Annotated in this window: 13 protein-coding genes, 1 tRNA gene and 1 pseudogene; 6 read left to right on the plus strand and 9 right to left on the minus strand. The window is 65.2% G+C overall.

All coding sequences use genetic code 11. From position 1 onward, the window contains the following. Positions 1-11 precede the first annotated feature (11 nt). Genes fdxH through fdhE form a run of 3 tightly spaced genes read left to right on the plus strand, consistent with a single transcriptional unit; the run spans position 12 to position 2,555 of the window. Entirely contained in the window at positions 12-920 is a 909-nt protein-coding gene (gene fdxH, locus MSIL_RS16930) for a formate dehydrogenase subunit beta (protein WP_012592301.1), read from the plus strand. Beyond that, positions 917-1,603 (plus strand): formate dehydrogenase subunit gamma, encoded by a 687-nt coding sequence (locus MSIL_RS16935; protein WP_012592302.1) that lies wholly within the window; start codon positions 917-919, stop codon positions 1,601-1,603. Before fdxH ends, MSIL_RS16935 begins: the two co-directional genes overlap by 4 nt. Before the next feature lie 22 nt (positions 1,604-1,625). Then, positions 1,626-2,555 carry a formate dehydrogenase accessory protein FdhE gene (fdhE, locus tag MSIL_RS16940; protein WP_012592303.1) on the plus strand — a complete coding sequence of 310 codons (930 nt, stop codon included), beginning with the start codon at positions 1,626-1,628 and terminating at the stop codon, positions 2,553-2,555. Between the two features lie 9 nt (positions 2,556-2,564). Here fdhE and MSIL_RS16945 read toward each other — a convergent pair whose 3' ends face one another. Then, complete coding sequence (locus MSIL_RS16945) at positions 2,565-3,617, minus strand: permease (RefSeq protein ID WP_012592304.1); 1,053 nt, start codon at positions 3,615-3,617, stop codon at positions 2,565-2,567. Between the two features lie 168 nt (positions 3,618-3,785). On the opposite strand from MSIL_RS16945, the gene selD reads away from it, so the two are divergent. Beyond that, complete coding sequence (selD, locus tag MSIL_RS16950) at positions 3,786-4,832, plus strand: selenide, water dikinase SelD (RefSeq protein ID WP_012592305.1); 1,047 nt, start codon at positions 3,786-3,788, stop codon at positions 4,830-4,832. Between the two features lie 6 nt (positions 4,833-4,838). On the opposite strand, the gene MSIL_RS16955 is transcribed toward selD, so the two are convergent. The 8 genes and pseudogenes from MSIL_RS16955 to MSIL_RS16985 all read right to left on the minus strand — a co-directional run bounded on the left by MSIL_RS16955 (position 4,839) and on the right by MSIL_RS16985 (position 13,536). Further along, positions 4,839-5,222: a hypothetical protein gene (locus MSIL_RS16955; RefSeq protein ID WP_012592306.1), complete on the minus strand. Its 384-nt coding sequence runs from the start codon at positions 5,220-5,222 to the stop codon at positions 4,839-4,841. A gap of 29 nt (positions 5,223-5,251) precedes the next feature. Continuing rightward, positions 5,252-5,347: transfer RNA gene (locus tag MSIL_RS21460), tRNA-Sec, on the minus strand. Positions 5,348-5,461: 114 nt separating this feature from the next. Next, positions 5,462-7,294, minus strand: a pseudogene (gene selB / locus MSIL_RS16960) (selenocysteine-specific translation elongation factor); the annotation flags it as partial. After that, on the minus strand, positions 7,291-8,067 hold the full coding sequence (locus MSIL_RS16965; RefSeq protein WP_012592308.1) for a tetratricopeptide repeat protein: 777 nt from the start codon (positions 8,065-8,067) through the stop codon (positions 7,291-7,293). The pseudogene selB and the gene MSIL_RS16965, both read right to left, overlap by 4 nt. Further along, positions 8,054-9,463 carry an L-seryl-tRNA(Sec) selenium transferase gene (gene selA, locus MSIL_RS16970; RefSeq protein ID WP_012592309.1) on the minus strand — a complete coding sequence of 470 codons (1,410 nt, stop codon included), beginning with the start codon at positions 9,461-9,463 and terminating at the stop codon, positions 8,054-8,056. The genes MSIL_RS16965 and selA overlap by 14 nt, the downstream gene beginning before the upstream one ends. A 169-nt stretch (positions 9,464-9,632) precedes the next feature. Further along, positions 9,633-11,717, minus strand: a complete 2,085-nt coding sequence (locus tag MSIL_RS16975) for an ATP-dependent helicase (protein WP_012592310.1) — start codon at positions 11,715-11,717, stop codon at positions 9,633-9,635. 139 nt (positions 11,718-11,856) lie between these two features. Beyond that, entirely contained in the window at positions 11,857-12,837 is a 981-nt protein-coding gene (locus MSIL_RS16980) for an aldo/keto reductase (protein ID WP_012592311.1), read from the minus strand. 132 nt (positions 12,838-12,969) lie between these two features. Further along, positions 12,970-13,536 carry a DUF308 domain-containing protein gene (locus tag MSIL_RS16985; RefSeq protein WP_012592312.1) on the minus strand — a complete coding sequence of 189 codons (567 nt, stop codon included), beginning with the start codon at positions 13,534-13,536 and terminating at the stop codon, positions 12,970-12,972. 447 nt (positions 13,537-13,983) lie between these two features. Between MSIL_RS16985 and MSIL_RS16990 the strand changes: the two genes are divergently transcribed. Then, on the plus strand, positions 13,984-14,184 hold the full coding sequence (locus MSIL_RS16990; protein ID WP_012592313.1) for a DUF1656 domain-containing protein: 201 nt from the start codon (positions 13,984-13,986) through the stop codon (positions 14,182-14,184). A gap of 4 nt (positions 14,185-14,188) precedes the next feature. Further along, a complete protein-coding gene (locus MSIL_RS16995; RefSeq protein WP_012592314.1) occupies positions 14,189-15,133 on the plus strand; it encodes an efflux RND transporter periplasmic adaptor subunit in 945 nt (314 codons plus the stop codon). The last annotated feature ends 84 nt before the right edge of the window (positions 15,134-15,217 follow it).

Genomic DNA, 15,217 nt, shown 5'->3' on the forward strand with positions numbered 1-15,217 from the left:
AGGAGCAGTCGATGGCCGATCTTCAGTCTCAGGATTATGTCAGGCGTTCGGCGTCGACGATGACGCCGCCATCGGCCCGCAGCCACGAGATAGAGGTCGCCAAGCTGATCGACGTCAGCCGATGCATTGGCTGCAAGGCCTGTCAGGCGGCCTGCATGGAGTGGAACAATCTGCGCGGGGAGATCGGGCATTTCGAGGGGACCTATGACAATCCGCTCGATCTTGATCCGCACACATGGACCCTGATGCGCTTCACCGAATGGGACAATGACGAGGGCAATCTCGAATGGCTGATCCGCAAGGACGGCTGCATGCATTGCGCCGACCCCGGTTGCCTCAAGGCCTGTCCGGCGCCGGGCGCCATCGTGCAATACGCCAACGGCATCGTCGATTTCATCAGCGAGGCCTGCATCGGCTGCGGCTATTGCGTCAAGGGCTGCCCGTTCAATATCCCGCGCATCAGTCAGGTCGACCATAAATCCTATAAATGCACCCTGTGCTCGGATCGTGTCGCGGTCGGGCTGGAGCCCGCCTGCGTCAAGGCGTGCCCGACCGGCGCGATCATGTTCGGCTCCAAGACCGACATGACGGCCTGGGCCGGAGAGCGGGTCGCCGAGCTGAAGACGCGCGGCTTCGCCAAGGCGGGGCTTTACGATCCGCCCGGCGTCGGCGGCACGCATGTGATGTATGTTCTGCATCATGCCGACCGTCCGTCGCTCTATGCCGGCCTGCCGGACGATCCGCACATCAGCGCGCTTGTCTCCGTTTGGAAAGGCCTCTTCAAACCCGTCGCGGTGGCCGGCGTCGCCTTCGCGGCGGTCGCGGGATTCCTGCACTGGATCGTCGCCGGACCGAACGAAGTGCAGCCGCTCGATGAGGCGGAAGCGAAACATCTGATACATGCGGACGAGCCGCAATGACCTATCCCAAGGGAACATTCATCCGCAATACGACCGTGACGCGGATAAATCACTGGCTCACGGGCGGCTGTTTCGTGCTGCTGGTCTTGTCCGGCCTCTCGATGTTCGACCCGATGCTGTTCTTTCTGTCGGGCCTGTTCGGCGGGGGCCAGTCGGCGCGCGCGATCCATCCGTGGATCGGCTGCGTGCTTCTCGTGAGCTACCTCGGTCTGATGATCCAGTTCTGGCGCGACAATATGTGGAATCGCGACGATCTCGCCTGGATGAAGGCGATCGACAAGGTCCTCGTCAATGAGGAGGAGGGGGTTCCCGAAGTCGGCCGCTTCAACGCCGGCCAGAAATTCGTGTTCTGGTCGATGGCGCTGTTGGTGCCTGTGCTTTTCTTGACCGGCCTCGTCATCTGGGAATATTATTTTTCAACCTACACTACAATCGAGCTGCAGCGCGCGGCCGTGCTGATCCACAGCCTCGCCGCCTTCGCCGCGATCATTGTCTGGATCATTCATGTCTATGCCGCGATCTGGGTCAGGGGCTCGATGCGGGCGATGACGCAAGGCTATGTTACGCCGGGCTGGGCGTTCCGGCATCACCGCAAATGGCTGCGCAGCCTCATCGCGACGAACTCGATCGGGCCGCGGCCGCGGACCGGCGACGATTCGCCAAGGCCATTGGAGCGCCCATGAGATCGCGCATAAGGGCGTCTAAGTGAGGCAGGGCGAGGTCGCCCCCAAAGGCGCCTGGATCGGCGATCCTCAGGGCGGCGTCAAGGCGCCGGAGCCGCTGCTGCTGCCCAACCCTTTGACTCGGTTTACGCGCAGCGCCGCGCGGCTGCGACATCTATCGGACGGCCATCCGCTGATGGAATGGCTGCGCTTCATGGCTCAGCTGTCGGACGCCCAGCACGCCGCGGCCCTTGCCTTGGGTCCGCTCGCCGCGCCGGATGCTATGGCCGTGGAGCGGGCGGTCGACGCCCGCATGCCGCCGCTCGCCGCCGACGGGCATCGCCGCAATCCGATATGGCGCGAAGGCCTCGCCGTCTTGCTGGGCCATCTCGACCAGCCCGCCGCGCCCGAGCCGGCGCTCTCGCTCATGGCGGCTCTGCGCCAATGCGACGCTGGCGCGATTGAGGCCCATGCCGATGACTTTCTGCATGGTGAGATCGAGCCGCAGCAGATCGGCGCGACGCTCTATATCGCCGCCGCGCTGCAGGTCTATTTCACGCTTTCGGCCGCCGCGCTCCCTGCGGCTTCGCTGCGGCTGCTGCCGCAGCGCGGGCTTTGCCCCTGTTGCGGTTCGACGCCCGTCGCGGGCGTCATCACCGCGTCGGGGACGACGCCGGGAACGCGCTATCTCTATTGTTCGCTGTGCTCGACCGCCTGGAACCATGTGCGCGCCATCTGCATCACCTGCGGCGAGTCGCGTTCCCTTTCTCTGAAGGGAATTGAAGGCGATTCCGGCGCGATCAAGGCCGAGGTTTGCGACGCCTGCCACAGCTACGCGAAGATGCTTTATTCCGCCCGAGACATGGAGGTCGATCCTTATGCGGACGACCTTGCGACGCTCGGGCTCGATCTCCTTGTCACGGAAGCGGGCTGGGCGCGCCACGCGCCAAATCCGCTGCTGCTCAGCGCGTAGGCCTCACCCCTAAAATTTCAGCCAGACCGCCAGCAATCCCGCGGCGACGCCAAATCCGACGACACAGACCGTGACCAGCGCGAGCGTCACGGGCCGGAATGAGCGCGCGAGCATCGCCAGCGAGGGCGCGCTGATCGGCGGCAGGGTCATCAGCAGGGCGCCTGCGGGACCGACGCCCATGCCGAGCGAAAGCATCGCCTGGATGATCGGCACTTCGCCGGCGGTCGGAATGACGAAGATCATTCCCGCGACGGCAAAGGCGACGATCCAGAAAAGGCTATTGTCGATCTCAGGGCCGATCTGTGGAAACAGCCACGCGCGCGCAGCCCCGAGAAGCAGGATCAGCACGATATATTCCGGGACAAGCCGCAGCGTCATGCGCCACAGGATCTGCATCCAGCGCAGGAAGGGGCCTGTGTCGGGCTCTGTCTCCTTGAAGGCGGCGAGCTGGGCCTCGGCTGCCGCGATTTCCTGGGGGCTCGCCAGCCGGTTGGCGAGATAGCCAAGCCCGAACACCATGAGAACGCCGAGCAGGAGTCGGAGCCCGGTCCAATTCCAGCCGAGCACGAAGCCCATGAAGACGAGCGCCGCCGGGTTCAACACCGTATTGCCGAGCCAGAAGGCGATGGCGGCGCCGGGCGACGCCTGCCGTTCGCGCAGGCCAACGACGACGGGCGCTGCGCAGCAGGTGCACATCATGCCGGGAATCGACAACAGGCCGCCGGCGGCGACGCTGCCAAATCCCGTGCGGCCAAGCACCCTCGCCACCCAATTTGGTGGGATCAGCGCCTGCACCGCCGAACCAAGCAGAAGGCCAAGCACCATCGCTTGCCAGATCGCTTTGCCGTAAGCGAAAGCGTAGCCAAGCGCGGCGTCGAGCGAAGGCGCTGGCGGGCCGCTCGCCTTTCCCATCAGGATCGACTGGCCGATCGAATGCGTTTCCGCCGCGACAAAGGCCCTGTTGTAATAGGGGAACCATTTTACATAAAAAAGCCCGGCAATGGCGATCAGCAGAAACGTCATCCATCCGAATACCGGATTAACCTCTTGCCGCGTAGTCATGACCGTGTCTCGTCGTGTGTGGACGCGTTGTGGCTTGCACAGCGTAACTCACAGGCCTTCGCTTTGTCGACGCCTGCAATCGTCGCGCTTGATCGACATGCGACGGATGTCGATATACTGCTGATCAAGCTTTCGTCGCCGCGCGCCGCCGCCGCAGAAAGGTCCGCAATGCTCGATGCTCCCGTGCGCCTCACCGATCTCGCCCATGGCGGCGGCTGCGGCTGTAAACTGGCGCCCTCCGTTCTGCAGCAGCTCCTCGCCAATCAACCTCAGGCTGCGCCTTATGCGCAGCTTCTGGTCGGCACGGAGACCGGCGACGACGCGGCAGTCTGGCAGATCGACGAGGAGCGCTGCGTCATCGCCACGACCGACTTCTTCATGCCGATGGTCGACGATCCGCGGGATTTCGGCCGCATCGCGGCGGCCAATGCGCTGTCGGATATTTACGCCATGGGCGGAACGCCGATCATGGCGCTGGCCATTCTCGGAATGCCGCTCGGAAAGCTGCCGATTGAAACCGTGCGCGCGATCCTTGCGGGCGGCGCCTCGATCTGCGCCGAGGCCAGCATTCCTGTCGCGGGGGGCCATTCGATCGACTCGCCGGAGCCGATCTACGGACTTGCGGTCGTCGGGCTTTGCGCCGTCAGCGATATCCGCCGCAATTCGGGCGCGCGCCCCGGCGACGCGCTGATCCTGACCAAGGGCATCGGCGTCGGCGTCTATTCGGCGGCGTTCAAGAAGCAGGCGCTGAGTAATGCGGCCTATGAAGAGATGATGGCCTCGACGACGCTGTTGAACCGCGTCGGCCACAAGCTGGCGAAGGACGACGACGTCCACGCCATGACGGATGTGACCGGCTTCGGCCTGCTTGGCCATGGCGTCGAGCTCGCGCGCGGCGGAGGCGTCGCGCTCGACATCGATTTCGCCCGCATCCCTTTCCTGAAGGAGGCTCAGGAGCTGGCCGAGGCCGGCCTAATTACCGGAGCCTCCGGACGCAACTGGGCGAGCTATGGCGACGCCGTTGTGCTGCCGGCTGAAACGCCGGACTGGCGGCGCGCGCTGCTGACCGATCCGCAGACCTCCGGCGGGCTCCTCATCGCCTGCGCTCCGGAGCGCGCCGAAGCGATCCGCGGGACCATCGAGGCTGCGGGCTTTCCTCGCGCGACGATCATCGGCGCCGTCGCCGCGGGCGAGCCAGCCGTCCGGATCGGCTGACGCCCATTACTGTTTGGCTATTTCCTCAAGCTTGAGCCGCAAACCCTGCGCGTTGAAAAACGCGCCCTCGTTCAGGAGCGACCGGTCCTTGGCGAGATGGCGTCCGAGCGCCGCCAGCCGCCGTCCCGCGGTCGCGTCGTCCACCAGCCCCGCCCGGTCCGCCTGAAAAAAAGCCGCGCCGTTCCAGCGCGCGCCGGAGGCGGCGAACAGGGCGGTCATATCCGGCCATCGCGTCGCATCGCCGATGACATGGAGATAGGACGAGGCGGCGAGATCGACCGAAGTCGCGCCAATCTCCACGAGCACGATCAGCATGGTGAAGGCGCCGGTCCGTTCGAAGACGCCAGCGAGCCAGTCATCGAAATCAACGAGGCGAGGCGGCGCGCTCATGTCCCACCCCGTGGAGGGAACAGGGAATTTGGCGGAAGAGAATGGGAGTCGAACCCACCTGAAACAGTCTCGCTGCCCCACCCGGATTTGAAGTCCGGACGCCCCACCGGGGACGATTCTCCTCCGTCCGCGCCCGATGATGGCCTCGGGGCGCCAAACAAGTCCAGCCGGCGGGGATCCAGCCGGCGAAGATCGCCCTTATGCACAGTGACGCCATGGCGATCGAAAAATTCGAGGATCTGGATCGCCACCTTGCGGCCATTGCCGAGCAGATCGCGAAATTGCGCCGCCGTGAAAGCGCCGTCCGGCTGGGCGCCCGCGAGTTTAGCGATGATGTCCGTCATTTCATGGACGATGGGGCGCAAGAAGAAATGGTCGTGCGCGACCTCATCCGCGAGGCCCATCCGCCCGGCGAGCTTCAACAGGCGGCGCACGTCGCCCTCCAGCCGTCCTGTCGCCGCTGCGATATCGCGCACCCTTGGCGGACGAAACCGCGCATCGCCGCCAAGCAACGGGGCAATGGCCTCCCACGCCGCTTCATCCTTCGGCGCGAAACGCGCCTCATGCGCGGCGAGCCTGACAAACGAGCCGTCGAGGGCGATCGCCATCTCCCGCGCCGCCTTTTGCAGCGCCGCGAGGAAGGCGGGCGCGGGCAGGCGCGGGAGCAAAAAGAGCCGAAGCTTTTCCCGTCCGATTCCCTGAAGGTCCGGATTTTCGATATGAAAGGCGGAGAGTCTCTCCATGATGCTCGTCATGAAATCTCGCCACCTTGCGGCAGAAATGGCGAAGCGGGTCGCGCCCGCTGGCAGAACGACCAGGCTCAACGCCTTTTCCAGCTCCTCCGTCTGCGCCTCGCTCAAAACCCGGTCGCCTGCGAAAATCGCGAGGTCCGCGGTAAACGGCGCCGTCTCCAAAAGAGCGCCGAAGGCCGAGCGCGGATCTTCAAGCGCAAGCGCGGCGCGCTGCGCTGCGCGCTCGGGCGTTCGCCGGCGTCGCAAAGGCGGACGCAGATCGATGAAGACGCCCCCGCCGATGGTGCGCTGCGCCGACACGTCGCGGATCACATAGCGGTCCTGCGCCGCGGCGGCGATCGGCGCGTCGAGCGCAAGCTGGACGTCAGCCGAGGCGCCCGGCCGGATCGGCTCGTCGCCGAGCAGAACAATGCGCGCGCCGACCTCGGCGGCGGCGTGGTGCAGCCGCACCGGAAACCATTGGCCGATCGGTTTGGCTTCATGAGCCAAAATCCGTAGTCGGGCGTCGATACGGTCCGTCGGCGCATGCAGCCCGGGGTCAAGCACGATATCGCCGCGCTGAACCGTCTCTTTCGACACGTCGGGGCCGGCGAGATTGAGCGCGCAGCGATCGCCCGCCCTGCCGCTCTCGGCGGGTCTGTTTTGCGCATGCAGCGAGCGCACGCGCGCCGGGACGCCCGAAGGGCTGATCATGACATGGTCGCCGACATGCACCGATCCCGATAGAACGGCGCCAGTCACCACCACGCCAACGCCCTGCAGCGTAAAGGAACGGTCGACCGGCAGCCGGAAGCGGCCTTGCGCCGGTCGCGTGGTCTCCGCAATCGCTGTGGCGACAAGCCGGGCGCGCAGTTGGTCGATCCCCGCGCCGGTCAGCGTCGAGACCGCTGCGACATCGGCGCCCTCCAGCGCGGTTCCGGCGACCGCCCGCTGGATCTCGGCCTCCACTTCCGCGAGCCGACCGGGGCCCGTAAGATCAGCCTTGGTGATGACGATAAGGCCGCGCGCAATGCCGAGCAGATCGATGATGGCGAGATGCTCCAGCGTCTGCGGTTTGATCCCATCATCAGCGGCGACCGCGAGAAGAACGAAATCGATCCCGCTCGCGCCGGCCAGCATCGTGTGCACGAAGCGCTCATGGCCCGGAACATCGACGAAGCCGAGCGTTTGTCCGCCCTCGACCGGCAGATAGGCAAAGCCGAGATCGATGGTCATGCCGCGCGCTTTTTCCTGCGCGAGGCGATCGCCCTCGACCCCTGTCAGAGCCTTGACGAGGGCGGTCTTGCCATGGTCGATATGGCCGGCGACGCCAATAATCATGCCGCCTCGAGCTTCTGCCGCGCCCGCCCTTCGGCGTCTGCGATCTGCTGCGGCGAGAGCGCCGCGCGGGCGGCCCCGACGAAAGGCGCGGCCAGCGCGCTGCCGCCGGTCTCTCCGCGCAGCAGCCAGATCAGCGCCTCGCTCTGATCAGCCGGCGCGCCGGCGCCCAGATGGAGCGCCGCGCCCAGCATCGCCTGCGCATCGGCTTCGCCGAGCAAAGCGGCGCGCCGCCACCAGGCGACGGCGGCCGACGCGTCCCGCTCGACCCCGGTTGCGTTGTGGTAGAACATGCCTAGTCGGGCCATCGCTGCGGCGACGCCGTTTTCGGCGGCGGCGAGCGCGAGGCGCCGCGATTCGTCCAGATTGGCCGGGATCAACCGGCCCTCGAGCAACATCCAGCTCAGCATGTCCTGCGCCGGCCCATCTCCCTGTTCGGCGGCGGCGCGGTAGAGTTCGGCGGCTCTCACGCCGTCGCTCTCAACGCCGCTCCCCTTGAAATAGGCGGTGGCGAGGTTCCGCTGCCCCACCGGATCGCCGGCTTCCGCGGCAAGGGCCAGCCATTTCAGCGCGAGGGCAGAGTCGCGCGCGACGCCGAGTCCTTCAGAAAAACAGGCGCCGATATTGTTTTGCGCGCGCGCCACTCCAGCGTGGGCGAGCGGTCCCCATATCGCCAGCGCGGCCGCGTAATCGCCGGCGTCGGCGGCCGCGCGCGCCTTGGCCATCACGGCGGCGACGTCTTCGCGGCCCCTTGTCAGTCGCTCAAGCCAGCGCATCGGCGTCAAGCGCGGAAAGGGACGACAAAAACCCCGCCTCATCGGTGAGACAGCGCAGATCGAGCAACAGGCCGCCATCCTCGATGCGACCGATTATGGGCCTTGCGAGCGCCCGCAAGGCGCCCGCTAGCCGCTCGAGCGAACGGCTTCCATTGGTGGGGCGGATGATCAGGCCCGCACTCTCGATCGTATCGAGCGGAAGCGCGCCGGAACCGACCTGGCTGCGGCAAAGGCGAAGCGCGACCTGATAGGCCGGCTCGACCGCCACCGCCGCGGCAGGCAGGAGACGGCGCGCCTGCGCTTCGATCTCCGCCAGCGGCCGGGCCAGCAGCCGCAGGGTCGGCAGCCGCTCCGCGAGCCGATCCGGATCGCGATAGAGTTTCAGCGTCGCCTCGATCGCCGCCAGCCGGATCTTGTCGACCCGGAGCGCGCGCTTCATCGGATTGCGGTTGACGGCCTCGATCAGCGCGCGGGCGCCGACGATGAAGCCCGCCTGCGGACCGCCGAGCAATTTGTCGCCGGAAAAGGTCACGAGCCCGGAGCCCTCCCGCACCGCCTCGCGCACTGTCGGCTCTCTTTGCAGCCCGTAACGCGACAGATCGATCAACGTGCCCGAGCCGAGATCGTTCATCAGCGGCACATTCGCCTGTCCCGCCAGGGCGGCGAGCTCCGCTGCGCCGACCTCGGCGGTAAAGCCCTCGATGCGGTAGTTCGAGGTGTGCACTTTCAGGATCACCCCGGTTTGCGCGCTGAGCGCCACGCGGTAATCCTTAAGATGGGTGCGATTCGTCGTGCCGACCTCCACAAGCTTCGCGCCGGCGCGGGCCATGATGTCCGGCATGCGGAAGGCGCCGCCGATTTCGATCAGTTCGCCGCGCGACACGATCGCCTCGCGGCCGGCGGCCAGCGTGTTGAGACAGAGCAGCACGGCAGCCGCATTGTTGTTGACGAGCGTCGCATCCTCCGCGCCGGTGAGCTCGCAGAGCAGGGCGCGGACATGATCGTCGCGCTCGCCGCGCTTGCCGGTTTCGAGGTCGAACTCAAGCGCGACCGGATCGCGCATCGCGGCGACGGCGGCCTCGATCGCCGCCTCAGCCAGCACCGCGCGGCCGAGATTGGTGTGCAGCACCGTGCCGGTGAGGTTGAACAGCGGCCGCATGTTGGAGAGCTCGTCCGCCTCGAGCGATGCTTCCGCCGCCCGCGCCAGCACGGCGGCGTCGGGCGCGTGGGAGGCGCCGCCGGCGATGGCCGCGCGCGCATCCGCCAGCGCGGCGCGGACGGCGTCGGTCGAGGCGGCGCGCCCAAAACGCTCCAGCATCGCGAGCGCTGCGGGCGCCTTCAAAACGGCGTCGACGGACGGGAGATCGCGCAGGCGGCCGGAGCTGGATCCTTCCATCAGAGCCTCAGGCGCCGAAACGATCTGCGCCAAACATGAGAAACGGGCCGCGCATAGATCGCTTCCCGGTGATGCGTCCCGCCAAATTACGTCCGCCCGGGCGGACCGGCAAGGTCAGGCCGAGCTTAAAACGCGGCGGCCCGGATGCGCCTGAAGCCGCGTTGCCTTCTCATCGCCACATGCCCCGCATGCGGGAGCCGAGATCGAATCGTCGGCTCTGATCAAAAGTTCGGGCCGCAGTTTCAGCGCTGATTTTTGGCCAGCTTGTCTTTTCGAACAGGCCCAGCAAACTGGCCGGGATGAAGCGGGTGCGCGAGGCGTAAACGTGCCGGTCGCCTTGCGCGGCCTGGCCGTGCGTAAAGAAGCGCTGCGGCACGACGAGGTGAAGGTCATCCTTGGCGCGCGTCATTGCGACGTAAAGCAGGCGCCGCTCCTCCTCAAGTTCGGCCGTCGTGCCGGCGCCGAGGTCGGAGGGAATGCAACCGTCGACGACATTGAGGATAAATACGGACGCCCACTCCTGACCCTTCGCGGAATGGATCGTCGACAGGATCAAATAATCCTCATCGAGCAAGGGTGCGCCGGCGTGGTCGCTGGTGGCGTCGGGCGGATCGAGCGTCAGTTCAGTCAAAAATCGCTCGCGTGACGCATATCCGCTTGCGATCTGCTCCAGCTGGATCAAATCGGCGAGCCGGGCGGCCGCATCTTCGTGCATACGATCAAGATGCGGCTCATACCAAAGACGGGCTCGCTCGATCTCGGATGGCCATCCGGCGCGGCCGGATCCAAGTTGAGCGACGATCTCGACAAAGCTCCGCCACTCCTCGCCGGCGCGACGGGGGGCGGGGGCGTCGGCCAGGGCGCCGATCGGATCGGAAGCTTGAGCCATAAAGTCGAGGGCGCGCTGCGCCGACGCCGGGCCGACCCCTGGCATCAACAGCATCACGCGAAATCCGGCGACGCGGTCACGCGGATTTTCGGCGAAGCGCAGCAGCGCCAGAATGTCTTTGATGTGAGCGGCGTCCAAAAACTTGAGCCCGCCGAATTTTACAAATGGGATATTGCGACGGGTGAGTTCGACCTCGAGGGAGCCGCTGTGATGCGAGGCGCGGAATAGCGCCGCCTGTTGCTTCAGAGTCAATCCGCCTTCGCGATTTTCAAGGACGCGCTCGACAATGTAGCGAGCCTGGTCGGCCTCGTCGCGGACGCCGACCAATTGTGGCGGCGCCGCCGCTTTCCGTTCGGTCCAGAGATTCTTGGTGAAGCGCTCGCTGGCCAGATCGATCACGCCATTGGCGGCCGCCAGAATGGCGGGCGTCGAGCGGTAGTTTCGATCAAGCGTGATAATTTTGGCCGGAGGGCTGAACGCTTGCGGGAACTCCAGAATATTGCGGACTGTGGCGGCGCGGAAGGAATAAATCGATTGCGCGTCGTCGCCGACCACCGTCAGACCACGACCGCTCGGCTTCAGCGCTTTCAGGATCGACGCCTGGAGTCTGTTCGTGTCCTGATATTCGTCGACGAGCACATGATCGAAGCGGTCGCCGATATCATCGGCGAGGGCGGCCTCGCCGACGGCCTGGGCCCAATAGAGCAGCAGATCGTCGTAATCAAGCACGTTCTGCCGCTGCTTGGCGTCTACATAGGCGGCAAAGAGCTGCTTTAGTTCGATCGCCCACGCCGAACACCACGGGAACGACGCGCCGAGGACCGGTTCGATCGCCAGCTCGGCGTTCACGCAGCGGGAATAGATGGAAAGACATGTTCCCTTGGTTGGAAAGCGGCTTTCCGTTTTGGAGAAGCCGAGTTCATGCCGAACCAGATTCATCAAATCGGCAGAGTCTTCGCGGTCATGAATCGTGAAGGCCGGATCGAGCCCGATCTGATCGGCATAGTCGCGCAGCAGCCGGGCGCCGATGGCGTGGAATGTGCCCGACCAGCGCAGGGCCTGCGTCATTTGGCCCGCGCGATCGCCCATCGCCTTGCGGGCGATCGTCTCGACGCGCCGCGTCATCTCCGCCGCCGCGCGGCGCGAGAACGTCATCAGCAGGATTCGATGCGGATGGGCGCCGTTGACGATGAGATGCGCGACGCGATGGGCGAGCGTATTGGTCTTGCCGGAGCCGGCGCCCGCAATGATGAGGAGCGGCGCGGCAGGAGACGCGTCGTTTTCACAAACGCCGTGCTCGACCGCCCGCCGCTGTTCCGGATTGAGGGTTTCCAGGTAGGGGGCTGCTGACACGTTGCGAATCATTTGAGAGGACCGACAGCACGATCGTCGATTCCTGTTTTGTTCGCAACGCCGCCGGCGACGATATCGAGCGATCCGGCATATTTGGCGCGTGGCTCTTTGGCGGCGCGGGCGGTCTGCGCCCGGCGCCGGCCAGCATCCGCTATTCGAAGCCGGTGACGGCGTGAGGAATGTAAGGCGCTTCCAGCGCCGCGCATTCTTCCGCAGACAGCGCAATGTCGAGCGCTGCGATGGCGTCGTCGAGATGGCGCGGCTTCGACGCGCCGACGATCGGCGCGGTGACGGCAGCCTTGCCGAGCAGCCAGGCGAGGGCGATCTGCGCGCGCGGGACGCCGCGTTTGGCTGCGACCGCCGCGACTGCTTCGACCACGCGGCGGTCCGCCTCGCCGGTCTTCGCATAGAGCGTCTTGCCGAACTCGTCGCTTTCCTGCCGTTCGCTGGTCTCGGTCCAGTCGCGGGTGAGACGGCCGCGGGCAAGCGGACTCCACGGGATGACGCCGACGCCCTGATCCAGACAAAGCGGCAGCATCTCGCGCTCCTCCTCGCGGTAAAGCAGGTTGAGATAATTCTGCATGGTGATAAAGCGCGTCCAGCCCTTCGCCTCGGCGACATGGAGCGCCTTGGCGAACTGCCAGGCGAACATCGACGACGCGCCAATATAGCGCGCCTTGCCGGCTTTCACGATATCGTGCAGCGCCTCCATCGTCTCCTCGATCGGCGTCCGATAGTCCCAGCGATGGATCTGGTAGAGATCGACATAGTCCGTCCCGAGCCGGGTCAGGCTGGCGTCGATCTCGTGAAAAATCGCCTTGCGCGACAGGCCGCTCCCGTTCGGCCCGGGCCGCATGCGGCCATGGACCTTGGTGGCGAGCACGACCTCGTCGCGCCTGGCGAAGTCGTTCAGCGCGCGGCCGACGATTTCTTCGGACGTGCCGTCAGAATAGACATTGGCGGTGTCGAAGAAGTTGACGCCGCTCTCCAACGCCTGGCGGATCAAAGGCCGGCTGGCGTCTTCGTCGAGCGTCCAGCGATGCGGGCCGCGACCCGGAACGCCATAGGTCATGCAGCCGAGGCAGATCCGTGAGACTTCGAGGCCGGTGCGGCCGAGGCGGGCGTATTTCATATCTCGTTCCTTCAAGTCATTCGAAGAGCGCCATGGCGCGCGCCATCCTGCCGCTTCAGACCGGAGGGCCAGAAGTCCGCGGACGCGTCCTGCCAGAAGGGAGCCTCTTGCCTGCGCCCTTGGCGCAAGGCGTCAATTGGAAAGCGCGCGAAAGCCGAGGCCCAGGGTGGCAATCTCAGCGCCCCTCAGGACGAGGTTGATTCCGATAAAGAGACCGATCGCCCACAAGCCGGTGATGGGCCAGCCGGACAGGAGAATCGCGCCGAGGGCAACGCTCACGACGCCGTCCAGAATGGGCAGCCATTCGCCGCGGACGTGGGCAAACAGAGCAAAACCGATGCTGAAAACGCCTGCAATCAAGAAATAGAAGGCCATCACCAGCGTAATCGCTTCTGCGCTGATCGCCGGCCGGCTCACAAGGATAAGCCCGATGATTCCAAGCAGAATAGCCCACAGGACATGAACGAAAAACGCGGTCCAATAACCGGTGAGCGAAAACGCAACGACCAGAACAGCCGCGGCCGCGACCAGGAGGATCGCGCCAAGAAACATGACGTAAACCAGCGTCGCCGTCCTCGCCCGCCAGATCGCCAGGGCGCCAAGAAGGGCGAGCCCCAGCCCCAGCGCGACGAGCCAGCCCCAATGGACCGCGAGGCTGCCAGGCGCCTCAGCGACGAAGATGTCGAATTGTTTTTCCATAGCGTCCCCCGACTCAGCTGGCGCGCTTTGGTTCATATTCGGCCAGCGCCAAGCTTGGCGGGCGGAGATTGCTGCTTTCGGCGGGTTTTGGCAATGTCGCGATCCTGCCGCCAGCGGCCTCGGCAAGCATAAGGCGACGCCTGCGCCGGCGCAGCGCTTTCCGCTCAAGCAAGCGTGATCGCGGAGGCGCCCCAAGACGGGCGGCTCTCCTTGCGGATGTTTCGCGATTACCGCGGTCTGGCGTTACCAAATCGTAAATTGGCGGCATTAATGGAATAATGTTTTTGATTTAGATCAGCTAGTCGGCGGCTCCCCGCCGCGCCATCTTGGCTATCGGACGGCGGGACGCGAGGCGCCCGCAAATCAAGAGCAACGTCAGGCTTGTTTGATCCCGCCGGAGAAGAGGCGCGTGGGTAGGACCTGCGGCGTCCTGGAGAACGCTGACCAATGATGCAGGAAGTCGATATCTACGGAATCTTCGTCCCGGCTCTTGCCCTTTGGATGTTTGGAGCGCTCGCGCTCAGCGTTCTCCTGCGCCGCATCCTGGCCCTGTGCGGAGCGCATAAGTTGTTGTGGCATCCGCCATTGTTCGAGTTTTCCGCCTTCGTCACGATCCTTGGCGCCCTGACGCTGCTTCATCTTGAGTGATGTGATGACAATCCTGTTTTCTTGGCTTGGCCGTTTCGCGATCACAGCCTTGATGGTCGCGGTCGGCGCGCTCTTCGGCTCGGAGCTCTGGGCCTATTACGTCGACGCGCCGTGGACGCGGGACGGGCGCGTGCGCGCCGACATCGTCGCCGTCGCGCCCGATGTTTCGGGGCTGGTGACGGATGTGCTCGTTCAGGACAATGAGATCGTCCGGCGCGGCGACCTGCTGTTCAGGATCGACCGGGAGCGTTTCGCACTGGCGCTTCAGCAGGCGCAAGCCGTGGCCGAGGGACGGCTCGCCGCGCTGACCGAGGCGAACAGCGACCTCGCGCGCTACAAGCAATTGAGCGACAAGGTTGTCTCGCAGCAGAAATTTGAGCAGGTGTTGGCGACGCAGCAACTCGCCGACGCGGCCTATAAGGAGGCCGTCGCCCAGCGCGATGTGGCGAAACTCAATCTCGATCGGAGCGATGTGCGCGCTTCGGTCAATGGAGCGGTCACCAATTTTGACCTGCGTCCCGGCGCCTATGTCTCCGCGGGCAAGGGCGTCTTTGCGCTGGTCGACAGCGACAGCCTCCATATCGAGGGATATTTCGAGGAAACCAAGCTGCCGCGCATTCACGCTGGAGACCGTGTTTCGGTGCGGCTGATGGGCGAGTCGCGGATGCTGACCGGCCGCGTCGAGAGCATTGCAGGCGCGATCGAGGATCGGGAGCGCAGCGCCGGCGCCTCGCTTGTCGCGAATGTCAATCCGACCTTCAGCTGGGTTAGGCTTGCGCAAAGGGTCCCGGTTCGGATCGCGCTCGACGAGACGCCGCAGGAGGTTCGTCTTCTGCCTGGCCGCACGGCGACCGTGTCCGTTGATGAGCCGCAGCATCCGTCGCGATGGGAGACGACCCTGAGGCTGCTCGCCCGCATCAATCCGCTTCGCTTTTGGCCGAGCGTGTAAAATCGAACGGGCAAAAGAGCCGCGGCTTTTTCAGATTTGACATTTGAAAACAAGAGGATATGAGCCGCGCGACGATCCTTCGAA

This window comes from Methylocella silvestris BL2 (assembly GCF_000021745.1).
Classification (GTDB): Bacteria; Pseudomonadota; Alphaproteobacteria; order Rhizobiales; family Beijerinckiaceae; genus Methylocapsa; species Methylocapsa silvestris.